The 21,264-nt window shown below is 38.5% G+C and carries 15 protein-coding genes and 1 CRISPR repeat array (1 of these 16 only partly in view); all 15 genes read right to left on the reverse strand.

The genetic code is table 11. From position 1 onward, the window contains the following. Positions 1–7,431: a CRISPR direct-repeat array (repeat unit 30 nt; unit sequence ATTTCAATTCCTGTATGGTGCGATTGAGAG); it begins 3,252 nt to the left of the window's first position. A gap of 205 nt (positions 7,432–7,636) precedes the next feature. Then, on the reverse strand, positions 7,637–7,900 hold the full coding sequence (gene cas2 / locus IPZ59_RS11390) for a CRISPR-associated endonuclease Cas2 (protein WP_236136171.1): 264 nt from the start codon (positions 7,898–7,900) through the stop codon (positions 7,637–7,639). A 26-nt stretch (positions 7,901–7,926) separates the two neighbouring features. Continuing rightward, the gene (gene cas1b / locus IPZ59_RS11395; RefSeq protein ID WP_236136172.1) at positions 7,927–8,931 is read right to left on the reverse strand and encodes a type I-B CRISPR-associated endonuclease Cas1b; all 1,005 of its coding nucleotides are present in this window, start codon (positions 8,929–8,931) and stop codon (positions 7,927–7,929) included. A 58-nt stretch (positions 8,932–8,989) separates the two neighbouring features. Then, on the reverse strand, positions 8,990–9,505 hold the full coding sequence (locus tag IPZ59_RS11400) for a CRISPR-associated protein Cas4 (protein ID WP_236136173.1): 516 nt from the start codon (positions 9,503–9,505) through the stop codon (positions 8,990–8,992). A gap of 441 nt (positions 9,506–9,946) precedes the next feature. Further along, the gene (locus IPZ59_RS11405; RefSeq protein ID WP_236136174.1) at positions 9,947–11,020 is read right to left on the reverse strand and encodes a CRISPR-associated protein Cas7; all 1,074 of its coding nucleotides are present in this window, start codon (positions 11,018–11,020) and stop codon (positions 9,947–9,949) included. A 17-nt stretch (positions 11,021–11,037) separates the two neighbouring features. Further along, positions 11,038–12,354, reverse strand: a complete 1,317-nt coding sequence (locus IPZ59_RS11410; protein WP_236136175.1) for a hypothetical protein — start codon at positions 12,352–12,354, stop codon at positions 11,038–11,040. Then, positions 12,351–14,498 (reverse strand): CRISPR-associated helicase Cas3', encoded by a 2,148-nt coding sequence (cas3, locus tag IPZ59_RS11415; RefSeq protein ID WP_236136176.1) that lies wholly within the window; start codon positions 14,496–14,498, stop codon positions 12,351–12,353. Before cas3 ends, IPZ59_RS11410 begins: the two co-directional genes overlap by 4 nt. Beyond that, positions 14,498–15,082 (reverse strand): hypothetical protein, encoded by a 585-nt coding sequence (locus IPZ59_RS11420; RefSeq protein WP_236136177.1) that lies wholly within the window; start codon positions 15,080–15,082, stop codon positions 14,498–14,500. Before IPZ59_RS11420 ends, cas3 begins: the two co-directional genes overlap by 1 nt. 5 nt (positions 15,083–15,087) lie before the next feature. Then, entirely contained in the window at positions 15,088–15,744 is a 657-nt protein-coding gene (cas6, locus tag IPZ59_RS11425; protein WP_236136178.1) for a CRISPR-associated endoribonuclease Cas6, read from the reverse strand. 171 nt (positions 15,745–15,915) lie between these two features. Further along, entirely contained in the window at positions 15,916–16,701 is a 786-nt protein-coding gene (cas6, locus tag IPZ59_RS11430; RefSeq protein ID WP_236136179.1) for a CRISPR-associated endoribonuclease Cas6, read from the reverse strand. A 259-nt stretch (positions 16,702–16,960) separates the two neighbouring features. Beyond that, on the reverse strand, positions 16,961–17,527 hold the full coding sequence (locus IPZ59_RS11435; RefSeq protein ID WP_236136180.1) for a phosphatase PAP2 family protein: 567 nt from the start codon (positions 17,525–17,527) through the stop codon (positions 16,961–16,963). 110 nt (positions 17,528–17,637) lie between these two features. Further along, complete coding sequence (locus IPZ59_RS11440; RefSeq protein ID WP_236136181.1) at positions 17,638–18,354, reverse strand: SGNH/GDSL hydrolase family protein; 717 nt, start codon at positions 18,352–18,354, stop codon at positions 17,638–17,640. Positions 18,355–18,382: 28 nt separating this feature from the next. Further along, entirely contained in the window at positions 18,383–18,739 is a 357-nt protein-coding gene (locus IPZ59_RS11445; protein WP_236136182.1) for a translation initiation factor, read from the reverse strand. Between the two features lies 1 nt (position 18,740). After that, positions 18,741–19,592 carry a universal stress protein gene (locus tag IPZ59_RS11450; RefSeq protein WP_236136183.1) on the reverse strand — a complete coding sequence of 284 codons (852 nt, stop codon included), beginning with the start codon at positions 19,590–19,592 and terminating at the stop codon, positions 18,741–18,743. Between the two features lie 66 nt (positions 19,593–19,658). Then, positions 19,659–20,573, reverse strand: coding sequence for a 1,4-dihydroxy-2-naphthoate polyprenyltransferase (locus tag IPZ59_RS11455; RefSeq protein ID WP_236139805.1), 915 nt, complete (start codon positions 20,571–20,573; stop codon positions 19,659–19,661). Between the two features lie 109 nt (positions 20,574–20,682). Then, entirely contained in the window at positions 20,683–21,264 is a 582-nt protein-coding gene (locus IPZ59_RS11460) for a glutathione peroxidase (RefSeq protein ID WP_236136184.1), read from the reverse strand.

Below are 21,264 nucleotides of genomic sequence, written 5' to 3' on the forward strand. Positions count from 1 at the left end.
GAGTTAAACCCCTTTCAAGTTTACTACGATCGTGAAACAATTTCAATTCCTGTATGGTGCGATTGAGAGATTCACTTTCATATTATTGCCAATAGGTTTTGTAATATTTCAATTCCTGTATGGTGCGATTGAGAGACTTCCTTATTTTTAATTTCCTGCTCACCGATGTGTATTTCAATTCCTGTATGGTGCGATTGAGAGCATTTTGGAAAGTTCCATCTGATTGGCGTCTTATCCATTTCAATTCCTGTATGGTGCGATTGAGAGGATCGCATCGCCCAAATTCCTCTCCCACATAATCCTATTTCAATTCCTGTATGGTGCGATTGAGAGAACTGCATTTCAACAAACTGTAAACGCCTCATCTAGATTTCAATTCCTGTATGGTGCGATTGAGAGTGCATTTTATGAAATCGGTTTATCAGTTAGAAATTTATTTCAATTCCTGTATGGTGCGATTGAGAGGGTGCTTCGTCACGCCTTATCAGTCTATCTATCCCTATTTCAATTCCTGTATGGTGCGATTGAGAGCATCATGATGATTCAACATGATATTACTTTGAGCTAATTTCAATTCCTGTATGGTGCGATTGAGAGCGCTGCACGGTACCCAACCCCCCAGGAACTCCAAGATTTCAATTCCTGTATGGTGCGATTGAGAGTAAGCCTCCATTCATCATCAACTAAGTCTGTAAGGTATTTCAATTCCTGTATGGTGCGATTGAGAGTTTCGTTTTGATTAATAGCAGGAACATTTAAATTATATTTCAATTCCTGTATGGTGCGATTGAGAGCAGGTGACCAAATTAGTTCTTACACGCTATCAGGAAATTTCAATTCCTGTATGGTGCGATTGAGAGATAAATCAAAAGGTTTAGTAAGTCTATTTTACAGAGATTTCAATTCCTGTATGGTGCGATTGAGAGGAAGAGGCTTGTATCTTATCTGTTGCACTTGAAAATATTTCAATTCCTGTATGGTGCGATTGAGAGAGTACATTTCTTTTTTACTGATTATGAAGTTGGGTAATTTCAATTCCTGTATGGTGCGATTGAGAGCTTAACAGCGTCTAGCTTTGGGCCTTCATTGAGCCAATTTCAATTCCTGTATGGTGCGATTGAGAGTTCAAGGGGTAGATTTTAATGGTAAAGGGTATTTATATTTCAATTCCTGTATGGTGCGATTGAGAGAAGCCAAAGAACATCAATTGTCGCAACATCGATTCTATTTCAATTCCTGTATGGTGCGATTGAGAGATGTTCAAATGGTTTTGCGTGATATGAGCTTACTAAATTTCAATTCCTGTATGGTGCGATTGAGAGAAAATTATTAGCAGTTGCAAGATTGAAATCAACACTATTTCAATTCCTGTATGGTGCGATTGAGAGTTCAGGAAATATAGCAGGTGCGAGCCGTGCGATTATATTTCAATTCCTGTATGGTGCGATTGAGAGACTCTATAAGCGTATTAATTACCTCCATACTTTGCAATTTCAATTCCTGTATGGTGCGATTGAGAGTCTGTACGATGTATTGCCTAAAATTGCCGTGCCTAATTTCAATTCCTGTATGGTGCGATTGAGAGGGTCAACAATGTTGCCCAACGACAAAGCATAACCAAATTTCAATTCCTGTATGGTGCGATTGAGAGTTTCCTGAGCTGTTCTTCGTGGAGTAGATGCTTTAAGATTTCAATTCCTGTATGGTGCGATTGAGAGAAAAGACCTATTAAATTCTTTGAAGTATTTAGGATTTCAATTCCTGTATGGTGCGATTGAGAGGACAGAGGGAGCACCGAAATTCATCCCGCATTACTATTTCAATTCCTGTATGGTGCGATTGAGAGAAAAATCGCAGGATCTGCTGGTTTACTTTTAGGTGATTTCAATTCCTGTATGGTGCGATTGAGAGTATGTGAAGACCGCCCGATCGGAAGCAGCCGAAGGAGATTTCAATTCCTGTATGGTGCGATTGAGAGTCCGCCAAAGGAAATATTTGTAGAACCACTAATTCCATTTCAATTCCTGTATGGTGCGATTGAGAGTCAACGAACTTACCCAAATACCATTCAATATATTTATTTCAATTCCTGTATGGTGCGATTGAGAGTCGGTGTATGGGTAGTTATGCATTTCCCTGTATTTATTTCAATTCCTGTATGGTGCGATTGAGAGCTTCCGGATACGTGCTGTTAAGCCTTTCGGCATTTTATTTCAATTCCTGTATGGTGCGATTGAGAGGCTGGCGCTGCCATGTTTAAGCCTGTTAATACTGCATTTCAATTCCTGTATGGTGCGATTGAGAGTTTGATCGTCTGAGCGCAAGTCCAGATCGTAGTGTGATTTCAATTCCTGTATGGTGCGATTGAGAGCGAGTGGATTGCCATCGTCTTCCTCTTGAGTGGCCTATTTCAATTCCTGTATGGTGCGATTGAGAGGCAGCAAGTAGCGGCTAATTTGTCCTTTACGGCGGTATTTCAATTCCTGTATGGTGCGATTGAGAGTCAAAGCGAATAAGGAAGCGTTGACAAACCTAGTTAATTTCAATTCCTGTATGGTGCGATTGAGAGTTCGTCAAAGGATTTTAATCCAATCATATTAGTTTCATTTCAATTCCTGTATGGTGCGATTGAGAGCAGCCATTTACCAAATGGGCGGTGTAGTATTATCTGATTTCAATTCCTGTATGGTGCGATTGAGAGCAGAGCCTTCCATCATCTTTACTTCTTTGATAATGTATTTCAATTCCTGTATGGTGCGATTGAGAGTTTTCCACCAATTCAAGTTTTCCAAGCCTAAGCAATATTTCAATTCCTGTATGGTGCGATTGAGAGCTCGCAAGAATAAGCCATGCTATAAGGATGTATTCTATTTCAATTCCTGTATGGTGCGATTGAGAGAACATTAAATATCTAGGTTACAATCAAGCAAGTTTATTTCAATTCCTGTATGGTGCGATTGAGAGAAAGCCACAGAGATGGAGCTTTTAAGTTTTAGACTTATTTCAATTCCTGTATGGTGCGATTGAGAGCCTCTTGCACTTGAGCATTAGCATCTTCCGCTCTATATTTCAATTCCTGTATGGTGCGATTGAGAGATTTTTTTCTTGCGCTGGATTTTAGCCTCCAATTTGATTTCAATTCCTGTATGGTGCGATTGAGAGTTAAACCCTACTGCTGTAACAGGAAAGTCTTGTGATATTTCAATTCCTGTATGGTGCGATTGAGAGGATGCAATCCACAAGGCTTCAAACGAGTTTATTAAGATTTCAATTCCTGTATGGTGCGATTGAGAGTCTAATTCTGTTAATACCTCACTTATTAGCGGTGATATTTCAATTCCTGTATGGTGCGATTGAGAGATTGAATCCTGTAACATTAAATGAAGGTTTGGCTTTATTTCAATTCCTGTATGGTGCGATTGAGAGATAAAAGGCTTGATATTGAGATTTATGCTCACTAAATTTCAATTCCTGTATGGTGCGATTGAGAGAGTCTAAGCCGATCACAAGAACTGAAAGCATATTAAATTTCAATTCCTGTATGGTGCGATTGAGAGACCAAACACATGAGTTGTTTCATTGGATGTAATTGAATTTCAATTCCTGTATGGTGCGATTGAGAGTTTCCAATAAACCGACTTTCTTTCAGTGCTTTCGCTATTTCAATTCCTGTATGGTGCGATTGAGAGCCGATTCGGTCGCCCATTGATTAGCGCTCTGTTGCTATTTCAATTCCTGTATGGTGCGATTGAGAGTAAATACAGAAACGACATGTACTTATGATTCAATTATTTCAATTCCTGTATGGTGCGATTGAGAGTTAATAGAAAAAATCAATTTGACATTCTTTGTAATAATTTCAATTCCTGTATGGTGCGATTGAGAGCTTAAAAGTTGCATAAGTGTTATCCAATTCAACCAAATTTCAATTCCTGTATGGTGCGATTGAGAGTATTCTTTGCACATCGGTTTATAAGCTCGTTTCGTATTTCAATTCCTGTATGGTGCGATTGAGAGAGTTACTTTAACTCTATGCTTCACAGGGGAGATCAGATTTCAATTCCTGTATGGTGCGATTGAGAGCAAAAAAAGGTGAAGAAATTGCAAGCCGTTCAAGTTATTTCAATTCCTGTATGGTGCGATTGAGAGCCGCCAAAGGAAATATTTGTAGAACCGCTAATTCCATTTCAATTCCTGTATGGTGCGATTGAGAGTAACGGTCGATGATGGTAATTCACAGTTGCCAATTAATTTCAATTCCTGTATGGTGCGATTGAGAGTCTAATCTTGAAACTATCTTTAACTGTACTCTTGAATTTCAATTCCTGTATGGTGCGATTGAGAGCGTAACTCCACAGGCAGTCAGGAAGCAATTAGCACTATTTCAATTCCTGTATGGTGCGATTGAGAGATTGAGTGACGGCATTAACGGTTATGTCCGTTGTTAATTTCAATTCCTGTATGGTGCGATTGAGAGCTTCAATGGCTTTTTTTTTGTCTCGCTTTCAGGTTCATTTCAATTCCTGTATGGTGCGATTGAGAGCCTGTAGCTTGAATGCTCGTCTGAGATCGGTAATAGATTTCAATTCCTGTATGGTGCGATTGAGAGTCTTGTCCTATTCCAGGTCCTCCACCAGTGATCTTATTTCAATTCCTGTATGGTGCGATTGAGAGTGGTTACTGCTGCCTTTACTCCTTTGGTGATCAAAGATTTCAATTCCTGTATGGTGCGATTGAGAGTATTAAATCGGTTTCAGTTGCTGCTTTTGCTAGTATATTTCAATTCCTGTATGGTGCGATTGAGAGCAAGATGAAAAACGTTAATTCAATCTTAACTATATATTTCAATTCCTGTATGGTGCGATTGAGAGAGGAATTAAGGCATTTGAATCAAAATGGATAGTTCTATTTCAATTCCTGTATGGTGCGATTGAGAGTTTAAGTTGTGTCATGAAGGGGAGAGAAGCAGATGAATTTCAATTCCTGTATGGTGCGATTGAGAGCAGAGACATCGAAAAAGGTAATTCTAATTATTTTAAATTTCAATTCCTGTATGGTGCGATTGAGAGAAAGTTGATTTTTTTTAGTAGTTGGCAAGTTGGACTATTTCAATTCCTGTATGGTGCGATTGAGAGAATATCAATTTTGATATAGTGACTAAGTTCCCTAGATTTCAATTCCTGTATGGTGCGATTGAGAGCAAAATTGAAGCGGATGTAATGGTTGATACAGTTGAATTTCAATTCCTGTATGGTGCGATTGAGAGAAAATTGGCAATCGGTATTTGCTCCGATGCAATCAAATTTCAATTCCTGTATGGTGCGATTGAGAGCATATCAGGCTAATTTCTCCCCACATACCATGTATAATTTCAATTCCTGTATGGTGCGATTGAGAGTTCTACCACGACATCTGAAATATCTACATCTGTCAAATTTCAATTCCTGTATGGTGCGATTGAGAGGATGCGATTCACAAGGCTTCAAACGAGTTCATCAAGATTTCAATTCCTGTATGGTGCGATTGAGAGTATGCAAACAGTTAGAACCTTACAAGCATCTTTCTATTTCAATTCCTGTATGGTGCGATTGAGAGTTAGCGGTATTCTTACTGAGAGATCGGGCGATCATATTTCAATTCCTGTATGGTGCGATTGAGAGATGCGATTCACAAGGCTTCAAACGAGTTCATCAAGATTTCAATTCCTGTATGGTGCGATTGAGAGCAGCTGCAAACGCTCGAATTAGGCATGAACTAAACTATTTCAATTCCTGTATGGTGCGATTGAGAGGAACAGGACTTAAAACAAGATTGGAGCGACATGCGAATTTCAATTCCTGTATGGTGCGATTGAGAGCAGCGACAGTTAATCGTATTAGCTGCGCTTCCTCTATTTCAATTCCTGTATGGTGCGATTGAGAGCACAAACAACATAACCCCACAGGACAATATCCTTATATTTCAATTCCTGTATGGTGCGATTGAGAGAGCGTTAAAACCATACTGATACCCTGTGATTCGATATTTCAATTCCTGTATGGTGCGATTGAGAGTTAGTAGAATCAAACGTTACCGTTTACGCATCTGATATTTCAATTCCTGTATGGTGCGATTGAGAGCTTTGGTTGCTTATCTAACCACTACCCAAGAGGGTAATTTCAATTCCTGTATGGTGCGATTGAGAGGATAGGATAATTACAAAGGCAAAGATGACTTCCTTATTTCAATTCCTGTATGGTGCGATTGAGAGAACAGAGGCGCTTATTGGAATGGTACTATGAATACAATTTCAATTCCTGTATGGTGCGATTGAGAGTGAGTGATCCAACATCTTGGAAAGTTCCATCCGTTATTTCAATTCCTGTATGGTGCGATTGAGAGAATACAAAAAGCATGGAGTATCTACGGACGCCACTTATTTCAATTCCTGTATGGTGCGATTGAGAGTGTGAGCCTTCGGGGATGTCGGCATTCCATCCGATTATTTCAATTCCTGTATGGTGCGATTGAGAGGTTGACAAAGATATTGTTGAATCCTATCGCACTTACATTTCAATTCCTGTATGGTGCGATTGAGAGCATACGCTCGAATGGTATTACAGCCTCTTTACCGCTATTTCAATTCCTGTATGGTGCGATTGAGAGTGAGGGAGACGAGCGCACCTATTACATGACCTACTATTTCAATTCCTGTATGGTGCGATTGAGAGCCAAAATGGAAATGCTATTGCTGCTGGAATTCAATTATTTCAATTCCTGTATGGTGCGATTGAGAGACCGATTCTGAGCGCCTAACTGATAGTTTCAAGGTCATTTCAATTCCTGTATGGTGCGATTGAGAGATTGACATTCTTTGGAGTATCAACATTTACTAATGCATTTCAATTCCTGTATGGTGCGATTGAGAGCTTCGCATAGGGAGCAAATATTTAGCAATTGAAAAATTTCAATTCCTGTATGGTGCGATTGAGAGCTTAGATTGGAGGCTTATTTGTGTCCGGCCCATGTAATTTCAATTCCTGTATGGTGCGATTGAGAGCCAGAGGTCCTTACGTTTCCGATGAATGTTATAAGAATTTCAATTCCTGTATGGTGCGATTGAGAGTGTTGAGATGTATTTGGACTACATAGACTTGCATATTTCAATTCCTGTATGGTGCGATTGAGAGAGCGTATCATTCACCTATACAGCAACCCTAACGAAGATTTCAATTCCTGTATGGTGCGATTGAGAGGTGGTCTTGGAAGCTAGGAGAGATGAATTTATGGACATTTCAATTCCTGTATGGTGCGATTGAGAGCAAAATGGAAACGCTCAGGCTACTGGGATTCAATTATTTCAATTCCTGTATGGTGCGATTGAGAGCGCATTTTACAGTCATAACACAAGCCACAAGGGACATTTCAATTCCTGTATGGTGCGATTGAGAGCCGCCGAAACGACAAACTAAAATAGGGCTTTTTGAATCAATTTGACTGTTTTAGCTAATTAATTTAGTGGTAAAAATGCGTCGACCTTCAATAGTCAATTTTTTACCCACGTTCGACAACTTTATAATATGATGTTTACCAGTGTTTTATGGAAGGTATGGACCTATAAGCTTGGGTATGCCGTGCTTTTGGCTGCCTTCGACAACTAAATAAAGGTATCCAAATCATTTCTTTCTTGTCCAATGACCTCTTTATCCAGCCATTTTTCTTCTCTACTCTTAAATACAATTAAACTATCTTCCTCGATTTTCATTATCTTCTTGGCGTAGATTATCAACTCTTTGTACTTCACCTCTGTGATCTCTCCTTCAAATACCGAATTCTGAATCCAGTTCAAGTATTTTCTACAAAGCTTCAGCATCTTGCCAACTCGCTTTTCTCCGATATCGTAGACTAAAATTATGTACATAGTTTAATTATTCAATTATTCAACCCCTACCACCAAATCTTAAATGGCTGATAGGTTTCCATTTCCAGCAGGTGCTTGCTCAGTTTGTAGCATTCTAATTTTACTAAACTTTTGTAACTCACTTGCTTGTTTAATGTCCGGTGTTTGATGGTTTCATTAAGGCGCTCTTCAAAAGCTCGGATAAAAACTTTTTTGCCAGACTCTTTTAAAATCACTTTGTTGACATGAAAATCAAAATCTTTGGATTGGATTTCTTTTTTGTTTAATACCCTGAATATAATCCTATCCACTAAAATCGGTTTGAAAATCTCCGCTAAATCAAGCGCCAAAGAATACCTTCTATATCCAGGTTCATGCAAAAAGCTGATTGTAGGGTTTAATTGGGTATGGTAAATTTGATCCAAGCATAATGTATAGCACATCATATTCCCAAATGAAATCAAAGCATTAAGTTCATTCATGGGAGGCTGCTTGCTGCGTCCTTCCATTGCATGGTCCTTTATTATAATGTCAAATGCCTGATAATACACCTGCCGAATATTCCCTTCTATTCCCATAAGACCTGAGATCGTAGTAGTATTTTCAATTTCTTGCGCATAGAGGTCGATTTTCGTCAGCTGGATTTCCAAGTCTTTGCCTCGATTATGGTAATATTTCAGGTTTTTGGACATATTGAATGCTGCTCCAGTGATCAACTTCTGGGCAATGGCCATACGCTTACCAGTATGGAGGTAATGCTGGGTTTGGTTGATTTGCATTTTACCAGCTAGCAAATACTCTTTGGACTGGAAGCTTCCGGTGTAGTGCTCGTAATAATCGAAAAAGTGCACGCTTATCCCATTTTTTCCTAGAAAATTGTAAAGTGCACTGTTGGCATCTAGTGAACCGAAACAATAGAAATCAGATACTCCCTCTACTGGGATGTACTTAGGCATACCTTCTTTGCCAGATTCATCTACAGGAGTGAATTTGAGCGTATTGTCCTTTCGACTCATTCGTCCAGGATTAAAAAGATAATAGGTCTTTTTCATTTTTTTCCTATTTTTTGAATTTCGTTACTTATTGATGGAGAAGGGTAGGACTCCTTTTTTATAGTTCATATTCCTCTCCGGCATAGCAAAAATCGTGGTAGCTACATTTTTTGCAGATTGATTTTTTTAATAATGGAGGGCAGTCATACTGATGAGTGATAGCAGAACATTCGCTTTTCCATTTTTCTACTTCAGCCAAATCTCCTTCGTCCCAATCGACGATTTGTCGTTGTTTCATTTTTGGGTATTCAAGGATGGCAGAGGGATTTTCTATGCCATTTTTGATCAATATATAGAGGTAGTATTTTACTTGGGCAAAATGTGCATGCTCTACCTTATCGGATTTTTTTACTTCATGAATCACTTGATTTTTGGCATCATAGTAATCGATTTTGATACCATCCAGCTCGAGTTCTGTGTATTTTCTCGCTCTGTCCAAATAGGTGGTCTCAGCAATTAGTTTTCCTTCAGCCACAATTTGAGAGGTATGTTCCATTTGGATTCCATTGGCAAATAGCCAAAGTTTCCTATGACAGGTGTGGAGGTAAGCAATATGTGTTCCGGTGATGTTCATGGGTTAATAAAGAAAGACAAATAGCCATTGAGAAATTTTGTTTTTATGGCTTATTTCAATATTGTCTGCTATGATAAAAGCATTTTGTTCATTTCAGTTTTAATTATAAGCTTTTCTAGGGATATTTTTTCTATTCAACAATTTGGAGGTAAAAGGTTGTATTGAAAAAACGTTTTAAGTCTTTCGTAATAGGTTTGGATAATTTCAGATAGTTATTTTTCATGATTTATATCAAACTTGAAACGATCAGCCTAAAAGAATAAGTGAGATTTATTTGACTCTCTCGCTATTATTTTTCAGAGTTGGTGAGTGAAATGTATATTTTTTGATTTTGTAAGGCTTCTAAGAAACTTGCAGGTAGAATTGGTCAAAAATGGAAGGGGAGGGTGGATGAAAAAGCACCTTCTTTTAGATATTCATCAAAGAAGGTGCTTTTAAATATTAAGCGATTTGGTTTTCGTAATCAAAGGCAGACATTTTATCAATTAGCGCTTGTTCTGCACGGTCAAGGGCATCAGCTGTTTCTCCCTTAGTATGAATAAAACCTCCTGCTTGAAGCGAAATAAATGTTTCTACTCCATTCAGATTTTCATCAATAATTGGATCAGCTTTTCGCGAATCTTCTTCTGATAACTTGGCTCGAATACTTCCTGCAATCAAATTGGCATTATCACTAATGGAGACGGCGAGGGTGTCCATTAAGCTAAAGGTTCTAGATTGGTTAGAAGTGATTCGCCAGTTAATTATAGCATGCGCCAAACCTTTGATCCATTCTTCCCTTATTGATTTAGGAGCGACTAGGCAAGGACCAAACACATTTTTGGATTCAATCCAGCCTTCCTCTTTCAGTTTGGCTATTGTAGCATCTGCCATCTCCGGCTCCAACTGATTGGTGCTAACAGAAAAAAGTCTCCTCAAATCAATTGCAATGTCAAATACGAAGAGGCCTGTTGCCCTTTCAGCAGGATTCAGCCATTTTCTTCCTAGGCTTCTATCTGTATTTCCTTCGGTTTTCAAAACGATATCGATTTCTTCGTCAGTTAGAATATTCCCTTTATCATCCCGAATAATCACGGCATTATTCGAGCGTTCACTTCTGTCAAACGAGCCAGCTTCTCCTCCGTTGGAGTCTAATCCAGCTAATAATGGGTGTAATGCCCTCATGGCAGAAATGGACAGAGGACTTCTTCTTTTTAGCGTTCTTTCTCCACCACCTTTTGAAGCTTTCATCCAGCCTCCAAATAGTTGATCGGCATATGTAGGGTCACATGTTCCATAAACCTCTCCTTCTTTAAGTTTCTTCTGTTTGTCTACCTCAAACAGAAAGGTCGTAGGCGACGGGATTTGGTCAATCGCCTCGCAAAGGGCGTCAATCAATGAACGCTTTACCTGTTGTCCACTGGAAAAAGGAATTCTCTTGTTAAACTGAACATCATAGTAGTACTTTTGCCCATTGGCCACATTGAAAACGGTGTGCTCAGCTCTCTTTAAAGTTCTTATATAAATAGTATTCATTTTTTGATTGTTTATGGTTATGATTTCTTTTGTTGGTAAGCGTAATCAAATTTTAAAAGCGTTAAAAAGTAGCCAAATTCCTCGTTGGTCATCAGGTGTACTTCGTCTTTTAGCGTTTTTAGTGTTTCTAAATCTTCCTCTTCCAGATCAGGGATCATAAGTGTCAATGACTCTATAAATCCCCTTTTGGATTTGGATGTAAACATTTCCTTTTCTACCAGTGTGACTCTTGACATGCCTTTTCCGGTATTTCTATACCGCAAAATGACCTCAGCCAATTTGGGGGTATAGTCTGTGATTTCTTCTTTGTTTCGTGTTAACATAGCGACTAACCAGGTTTTGTATGCGTGATAATTTATTGTGTCTTCTTCTTTTTTGAAGGTTAAATTTTTTTCCTCAGTCATGTATTTTTTTAAACTGTCAGGACGTAAAGCCCGCAAACCAATACTACCTAATTCACAAGCTCGCTTGATATGCATCCCAAAAAGGCTTTCAAATTCCTTTTTATTGATTTTAAATTCTCCAAACAGTTTCTGATAAACTTCCTTGATATTTCCTCCTGACTTAAGTTGAAATGGGATAAATCCTATCGTTTTATTAGTCTGCCCGAACCCATACACATAGCCCATCATTTCACGATCAGGGAATTGGGTAGATAGGCTAAAGAATAGTTGACTCCAATTTACTGTGGCAACTTCTGCCAGATTAGTATCAACTTTAAAAATTTTCTGATTGGTAAGTTCCGAAAAATCAAAGTCCTCTCGGTACTCTTCAGGATTGAGAGAATAGGTCAACCACTGCCCATTCCAAGTGTTAATCTGATTCCCACGAAGCTTTTCTAAAGTAGGGTCGTTCAAATACTTTCGGTAAACCTTCCAGCCTTCAAAGGTGTGTAAGGTGATTTCAGAATTGTCAAAAAGTATCGTAAAGCCACCAGCAACCGTAATTCCCAGCCCACTGCCGATCCACGAAAGATAAACTTCATCTTCATCCACAGGAATGATTACATCACTGACCAAGCCAGAAGTGCTGGCATACTCCTTAGCCTCAGAAGCTGGATATCCCAAAGCAAAACTGGCATCGGGAATTTCATTTCCAGCCTTTTCAAACAAGTTTACCAGTTTTTCAATCCTTTCATCTACCGAAAGTAAATGTGGTTTTTGCCCACTTTTCATTTGCACAAAAGGAGAATTGGTCACCCATTGCATGTATTTGGAATGATTATAAAATAATTCCCAGTATTCTAGCTCAAAAAACTCTTTTGGGGAAAGTTCTTTAGCATACTTCTCGTTGTATGCATTTAGAAATGTTTTACCGATAACTGCTGTGATCATAATATTTGGTTATTTACATCAAAGTTGTTTTCTCTGATTTTCTTTACATCTAAGCCAATTTCAAAATCATATGCTTTATCAGGTATGATAAAGGGCTTATTTCCTTTTTGTACTTGGTTCATTCCTCTCACCGCAAAATACCTTACTGGAATCTCTAGCTCTAGTCTCTTTTCAAAATCAGTATTTTCATACATCTCCAAATCTCCTTCACAAATACAGGATACACTGTCTATTTCGAGTAATTCAAATAGAATGGACTTGCTTCTGTGAGTAAGTTTGTCAATGGTAATTCTGCCATCAGATTTGAATACAGCATGTTCTTCTATATCCATAAAATCAATCTCTGGAAATACATAGTCAATTTTACCTTGCAAATCCCTTTCCTTTAAAACCTGGCTATCCTCTAAAACTTCATAGGATCTTTTAAGCACTTCCAAATCATAAGGCAAGGCATCGTTTTTATTTTCTGGAGGTGCGATTATATAGATGGGTTTGGTTTTCCCTATAGTGTCCTTGGTTCTTTTTCTGTTTACTCTACCAAAGCGCTGTATCATAGCATCGATAGGTGCTGTCTCAGTTACCATAAGGTCAAAACTGATATCCAGACTTACTTCTACGATCTGAGTAGATACGACAATACATGCCTTGGTAGAAGTATTGAATTCACCGTTTGGATTTCCGTCCTCATCCAAGCCTAGTAGTTGTTTCTCCTTAAAATTTCTATCGCCTCTTTTAAAGCGACTGTGGAGCAAAAGGATTGGGATTTCGGGATACATTACTTTTAATTGGTCATAGGCTTCCTGCGCTCTTGCGACACGGTTAAAGACTACCAAATTTTTTTTATCTTCTTCAATGGCTTGGCTGATTTTTGGCAAACTCTCTTCAAATGAATTGATTTTGTATAAGGTATGTCTATCAAATTCATCCAACTCTTCGAGGGTCAGTTTCTCTAACAAAATATCCTCACCCAATTCTTCTACTATTTTCTGATATAGTTTTGTAGGCATGGTGGCCGTACCTATATGAATGGAGCAGTCAAGCTCCTTAAGGATCTGAACCAATTTCAATACGATTGCTTGGGATATCCCAGTGTAGGTATGGATTTCATCTAAAATGAAATCACAGCCTTTTAAATCTAACAGCATGGCTTCATAACCTTTCATTCCAAAGGCAATGGCTGCTAGTTGATGGGGAGTTAGAATTTTAATTGCTGAACCGAAAAGTGGTTGTAAGACACTTTCCTCTTCTTTACCATTTTGTCTGACGACCATGGAAGCAGAATGGAGAACTCGTATATCCAAGTCAGGATTGTCCATTTTTAGGTCCATGTACACCCGTTTAAACATGGCGTTGATAGAAGCCTGAAACGGAAGAGTATAAAAAACCCGTCCCTGGGTTCTTTTGAAAAGATAGTCTGTTTTGCCTGCACCTGTACTGGCCACAACCAAGGTATGTTTCTTTGATGAAGCCGTTTCTTTAAAGGAAAGCGGATAAAGTGGATGTGAACGGTTATAGAATGAAAGATTTGGTGTCTTAAAAGCCTTGCTAAGCTTTTGCTCTGTATCATTAATCAAAGCCGAAGCAAAGTGATCTGATCCCATTAGCAAGCCTCTCCACTTTGAATACCCTCTGGTTTTCGTTTGCTTTTTGCAATAAGATATAGCGTATGAAAGGTTGTGGCGAGCTTCTTTCTCACCAAATGGAGCACACTGTATTCCAATCTCTTGTATTAGTCTAAACGCTTCTGGAGCCCATTGCTCCCAATTACCAACATGAAAGTCAATATAGTCATATCCGTTTTCCAAGTCCAGCAACCCTTTGTCTCCAGCATCATTTTTGGCTGATTTATGATGGGCGATAACCATATCCAATAAAGCCGAATATTCTGATTCTGGAAACACGGATAAGAAAAGAAGAGAACTTATTTCATGTCTGAATACTTTGCTATTTTGTCCGTTTCCTTTAACTCTTCTTTGAAACTCAGGGTGAGCCTTTCCCAAATCATGTAGGATTGCACCATTGAATGCTACTAATTCATCCATCTTTAGATAGTTGGCAAATGCTTTTGCGGCATAGGACACGTGTAAAAGATGATCTTTTAAGGAAGTGTATTCTGGAGCAGATTTGGCAAGAAGATGTTCCATCAGAAGTTGGTTACGGGTTGTCCTACTACTCTAATCCAGCCATACATGGGTTTATTGTTCAGCCTATGATACCCGACTAAAAATGATTTATCATTTTTCCCGAAAACCAACTCGAAACCAGGGAATTTATCTTCATCTCCTTCAAATGCTTCTTTGGTAGTTTTGATGATAGAATCTGGATACATTACATCCTCGTTTCTACAAAGGCAAACATGCTGTTTAGCCGCATTAGATGCATCTTCTTTAGATGTAAAAGCTAGTAATAGGGTCGGGTTTTGTAAAACTCCACGTATCAAGATTGCTTTAGGTCTGTCAAAAAGAAATTCTTTCCCTTTTCTAGTTGAATTCCAGCCTCTCGTTTGAATTACTTCTTGTTGTCCACTTACTTGATCATAAGACAATCTATGACCGATTATTTTATGGATACCTTCATTACCAAGTAATTCTGGAAACAATTTCTTTTCAATTCCCTCCACTATAGATGGAGTTAAAAATTGTTGACTAAATGTTTCACTGTCTCTAACTGCCGTCCAAGGTTTAATGAAACCAAAGGGGCCAGAATATTTTACTACATAGTATGTCATACCTTTTATTTTAAAGAGCCAAATCCAATTCCAGTACTATTCCCAATGCCCACATTCCAAGCGAATTTGAGCTGTTCTTCACTCCCTTCAAGAATCACGGGACAAATACTCGCTCTGCACTTGATGCCATTATAATTGATCATCTTGGTACTTGGTTTTTGATATGTAGAGTCAAAATAGACCTTTACACCATTTGGGTCAAGACCTGCCTTTTCGAGTTTCACTTGTAGGGTTTGAGTCATATAAAGCCCTGATTCAGCATCAGAGAATGTATAATGATGCACTCTATCTTCTAATTTCCTCTTAATGAATATGGGGCTGTTTAAGTAAAATCTTTGGATAGACTCAACTGTTGGTTCAGTCATAATCGATACTTCTTTGACTCTCATTCCAAAATTCAATTCAGGATCATGCTGAATTCCTTTGATAAGTGTTTTAATCAAAGCTGTATCATAAGAACTGATTTGCCAATAGGCACCATTTTTAAAATCAAAACTTTTTTTATCAATTTTACCACCCATTAGCCACGACAGAGAATACAGAGAAATATCATCGTGAACATGGTTTTCTCCAAGCCATTTATGGAATGTGCCAACAAGACTTCTTTGATAATCGAAAGGAACTGATTCAGTATTTTGGCTAAGTTTTATATTTAATCTCATATTTTTAACTTTAATTTTTTTTACTCGGCCTCCTCAGAAGCCCCAAATTCAATAATTTCTTCATTTATTTGGTCATTCTTTTTTGTTAGGTATCGTTTATTGTGATTAGTCAATTTAAATAGACTTTACTCTTAACAGTATTATTGCATCTATTTAATTCAATCATTTTTCTCAATCTTTCACCTCCACACACCCAAAACCCTGACTGCCTAAATGTCCAAAACCGGCATAAAAGCCTATTTCATGAAGTTCTAGCGGTGCAGTTAGTTCAAATTCAAACATATACCCTATAAGGTGAGAGGCCATTTGAGTATGCTGTTTGATACGTATTCCTTTTTTATAGATTTTTCCATTGACCACTAGTTCACAAGCAGGAATCGATTCTGTCAAAAATTTATGTTCAATGGTTAATGCAAATGCAAGAGCCTTATTGCATAGATTTTGAATTAGAATTTCTTTGTAAAGGGCATGTTCAGGCTCTAAGTAGTTCTCACCTCCATCGGCTCTTTTTTGCTTAATTAGCAAAGGAGAAATGCAGCGATAGTTCATTCTTTCTTGAAATACTGGTGGTGTACAGCCTTCTATCCCTACTACTTCAAAATCAACCCTAGAAATTTTATCACCTATGCTAATCTTTTGGTAAATAAATAAGCCCTTGACAAATTCTTCGGCTGCTTTATCTACCAAAAAACTTATAAAAAAATAAGCAAATTCACCCTGATGTTCGATTCGCTGCTCGCTTGTGTATACCTTGCTTTTATCAAACTTTATCTGAGAAAAAGTAAAGAGTTTGAAACTATTCCCCTTGACGGAGTAGCCTGTTTCATGCAAAAATTTCGCGAAATCACTATCTGAATTATTGATGATTTTATAAATGACAGACGATAATTCGTATTGATAGTTAATTGGAATAAATTTTCCTCTACTTATTCTTGATAGATTTATTTTGAACCTCATAACTATTATTTTTGTGTAAGGTAAAAACTGCTTCCATATAAATAAAATTACTGACACAAACTGTCAATATAAAATTCATAAGTCCTGTAAGTTTTAAAAATTAGTTTGTAGTTGCAATACCCTGATCAGGGTATTTTAATGAATCCAAACGATAATTTTGAGAAATCTCAGAACCAACAGCTTCTGAATCTCTAATTTCAGACCTGGCAGGTTTCGAAAACCTGCCAGGTATCGATTTGGTTTCTACCCCTTCAAACTATTAAATCTGCAAAGCCAAAAAGCCAAAAACAGCACCCAAAACGCCACCTACCAGTACTTCAGATACTTGATGTTTTTGAGTATAGACTCTGGACCAAGCGGTAAGGACGGCAAAGATAAGTAAGCCGACTACCCATAGCAGATCTAAATGAAGCAAACTGAAGCAGATATAAAATAGGATGGCTGTATGCAGTGATGCTTTCAAAACATAGTTGATGGCAAAAGAGAGAAGCAACATTCCTGTAAAAACTCCTGTTTGAACACTTACCTCTTGAGGAAAATCTAAATAATAAATAAGCAAATTGATGCAACTAAATAGCCCTAATAAAAAGGGATAAAAGCCTTTTCGCTGTTCCCGTTGAGATACATCAAAGTTGGTGTAACTCCCTTTTTTGACTTTATAAAAATTATGGATGATGATGGGAATGGTAACGACGCCTAAGACCATTCCCAATAAAAGGAGCGCTTGATGCGTGCTTAACTTGTCGAATGCCATCAATCCCACATAGGCAGGTCCTACCAACAGCGGGTGTCCAAGAATTGAAAAAAATCGTGCTAGTTTCTCCATTTTTTTTGATACCTGCAATCCAAATCAATTATCGGTTTCGTATATGTATTTGGCTGGATTTTTTTTTAAATGGTTAGGCATTTTTTGTTAAAGGGGTGGCTCTTGCGGGGTCACCCTTTTATAAATCGGTATGCTTCTTCTGCCATTTTTTCATACCCCAAATCCGAAGGATGAATTCCGTCGCTTGCAAAAAACTCATCAGTGAAGCTTGTTTTCCAATCGTGAAAGTAGAGTTTATGGAGGTTTTTACTTAATCGATAGATTTCTTTGTTCAATATATACCGATGTACTCCTAAGAAAAAGCGTAACAAAGCGGGAATGGCGGGGAAATGATTGACGGGAGCAATGGCAGGAATAAATACCATTTGGGTACTATCAAGCTGTTCAAAGATTTCAATGAATGCTTTCAATTCTTTTCGGAATTTACCGGGAGGGGTGAATTTGAAGCAATCGTTGGCTCCAATCAAAATAATCACCCGATCAAATGATGTGGGGATATCTGGCTTGGCATGCGTGAGTAAGCGGGGCAGTCTTGCTGCTTTGAGTCCATTTTTCCCCAAATTGAGCACTTCAAAATCCCCTTTACTTGCTTCAAAAAGACGTGCGGCAAAGGTTGTTTCGGGGCTACTTGCGCCTACCCCCGCAGCGGTAGATTCCCCTATGACCAATACCCGTTTGGAAGCATGGGAGTTAGACAGTTTCAAATAGGTAGAATGTTGGGGCAGTCGCTGTACTTGCTCCCTTAGACTCTTTCCTTTCCAATAAAGAAATGGAAAAAAGGGAAGGAGCAGCAGCAACTCAAAAGCGTAAATCAGACGATTCATCATGGATGGTTGAATAAAAGAAAAGGAGGGATTACCCTCCTGATTTTTTTGCTTTGTAACCTTCTTTGAGCAGAAGATCCAGGGTTTTATCTCGAAGGTCTCCTTGGAGGAGGATTTCTCCATCCTTGGCAGAACCACCGACCCCGCATTTATTTTTCAAGAGCTTCCCGAGTGTTTGTAAATCCTCCTCAGTTCCAACAAATCCTGTAATCAAAGTGACCTGTTTTCCTGCCCTTGCTTTTTTATCCAACTGAACTTTCAATTGTTGCTTGGCAGGAGGGAGGGTTGCTACCTCCTCGTCTGCTAAAAGGTTGAATTCAAAGTTATCCGAAGTGGAGTAAACTACTCCATCTCGTTTTTTCCAATCGTTGTTCTTTTTTTTACTCATGTTATTTTTTTGCTTTCATCGTCCATACGGGCCTGATTGCGGAGTTTACTACATCTTCTGCAATGCTACCTGTCAAAAGGTGTAGAAAACCTGTTCTCCCTGTAGTGGCCATAGCGATCATATCAGCTTTAATATCGTCGGCATAATCTACGATTCCTTCTTCTTCTGAAGGAGCATTGTAAATTTTCATGGAACTCACTTGTAGATTGAATTCTTTGGTAAACGCTTCCATTTTTTGGGTAGACACCCTGCTGTGTTCAAACATGCTCGGTGTATTTATTTTTACCAAATGCAATGTGGCATCAATTACAGCCAAAGAAGCTTTCAGGCGTTCTACTACGTTGGAAGGAACTTCATTAAAATCAGAAGCGAAAACTATTTGTTGAATTTCGTCTGGTAGGATGGCTGACTTGATCGTTAAGACTGGACAAGCAGCATTCCGGACCACTTTTTCAGTATTGGACCCAATCAATACTTCCTCTATTCCAGAAGAACCTTTGCTTCCCATGACTACAATATCCGCGTCTGCATCTACGATTTCTTTGGCTATCCCTGCAAATGGATTTCCGAAAACCATTTTAGTTTCGAATTGGAATGCTGCATCCTTGTATGTTTCTTCCAACTCTGCCATTTGTTTTTTTCGCTTATCTATGAGCTCAATCATGAATATGTTAGCAGTCTCACTGCTCATGCCTCCTGCTTCTCCAAAAGAGCTGAAACTTGTAGGTGTTGGCAATTCGATCACGTGGAGCAGTTCGAGTTTATTTTTTGTTTTTTCAGCTAACTTGGTTGCGAAATTTAAGGCAAAGCCGGCCTGTGTCGAAAAATCATAAGGAACAAGAATAGTCTTCATATGGGTTTGGTTTATTAACCATGGAAATTACAAAAAATACCGAAAAATAAAGGAATTAACCCCGACTTATTTTATGAAATAGAGCCCTAAACCAAATCCCAATACCCACAAAAGCGTAGAAATAGCCATTTTTTTAAGCATAGGATCAATTTTAGAGGCCTCTTTTTCCCGTTGTACCCCTTTTGCAACGGATAGCATAAGAGGAAAGGCAAGTAAAGCCGCCAATGTACCCCAAGCTTGATACACGAATGCAAAAACGAGTAAAAGCATATTCCCTCCAAGAATCAATAACCAATTGTACTGAACGGCTCGCTTTCTTCCGATTCTGACAGGAATGGATCGTTTTCCAGCCAGCGTATCAGATGGAATGTCTCGGATATTATTGATATTGAGAACTGCTGTACTAAACAACCCTAAAGATATGGCAGGTAACCAAACCCCTGCATTCACTTGTAAATTATGGAGAAAGAAGGTGCCAACTACCCCTAAAAGGCCAAAAAATATAAATACCGAAATATCTCCTAATCCTATGTAGCCATAAGGATTTTTCCCTGAAGTATAGGTGATGGCTGCATAAATCGCAGTAAGGCCAAAACCAATGAATAGCACGATGAGCTTCCAATTTTGGAGAGCTACCAATAGGAGTATGATGCCGGAAATAAAGGATAATATCCCACACAGGATCATGGCTCGCTTCATCTCGGGTAGAGAGATTACTCCGGATTGAACTGCCCGGATAGGTCCTTCTCGCTCCTTACTATCAGCTCCATGAACAGAGTCACCATAATCATTGGCTAAGTTGGATAAGATCTGTAAAAAAGTGGTTGTGAGGGAAGCGAGTACCAATACCTCCCAATGCATGTCTCCAAAGAAATGAGCGACAAAGCTTCCAAGAAAAATGCTGGACAAGGCTAAAGGAAGCGTACGTAATCGAAGGGCATGAAGCCAAGCTTGTTTTTTATTCGTCAGTGCTGTTTCCACAGATAGGGCGTGTAAGACAAGAGGTGCTTGTAAGTAGAGCCAAGTGATATTCACAAAATCAATAGTGAATAGTCGCTTGGCTCTAAGGTATGATTTATTAAATTAATTATCAGGCTTTTATCAAATCCACTATTTGTTGGTCAGTGGGTTTTACGGATGAAGGAAAGAATTTCACCAATTCTCCATTTTCATCGATAAAATATTTACAAAAATTCCACGATGGCTCTTTGTCATTCCAACCATTCATATCCTTATCCGAAAGCCATCTGTACAAAGGATGCTTGTCGGCTCCTTTGACGGATATTTTATCCATCATGGTAAAAGTTACTCCAAACTTGGATGAACAAAATTCCTTGATTTGCTCGTTAGTGCCAGGTTCTTGACCTCCAAAATTGTTGGCCGGGAACCCTATGATCGTTACTTGTTCGCCATACTGCTCGTGCAATTTTTGCAAATCTTCATACTGAGGAGTATATCCGCATTTGGAGGCAACATTCACAAGAAGCAATTTTTGACCTTTAAACTGGGAGAAATCTACTTCATCCCCGTTGATGTCCTTCATTTTAAAATCGTAAATGGATTTTTCCATAAGTAATTGGTCTAGTGTAGTAATTGTTTCTGGATTTTGTTTTTGAACACTGGAAGTGCAAGCAAAAACAATCATAGCTGATAAAAAGAGTAGTTTCTTCAT

It is taken from the genome of Mongoliitalea daihaiensis (genome assembly GCF_021596945.1).
In the GTDB taxonomy this organism is placed as follows: domain Bacteria; phylum Bacteroidota; class Bacteroidia; order Cytophagales; family Cyclobacteriaceae; genus Mongoliitalea; species Mongoliitalea daihaiensis.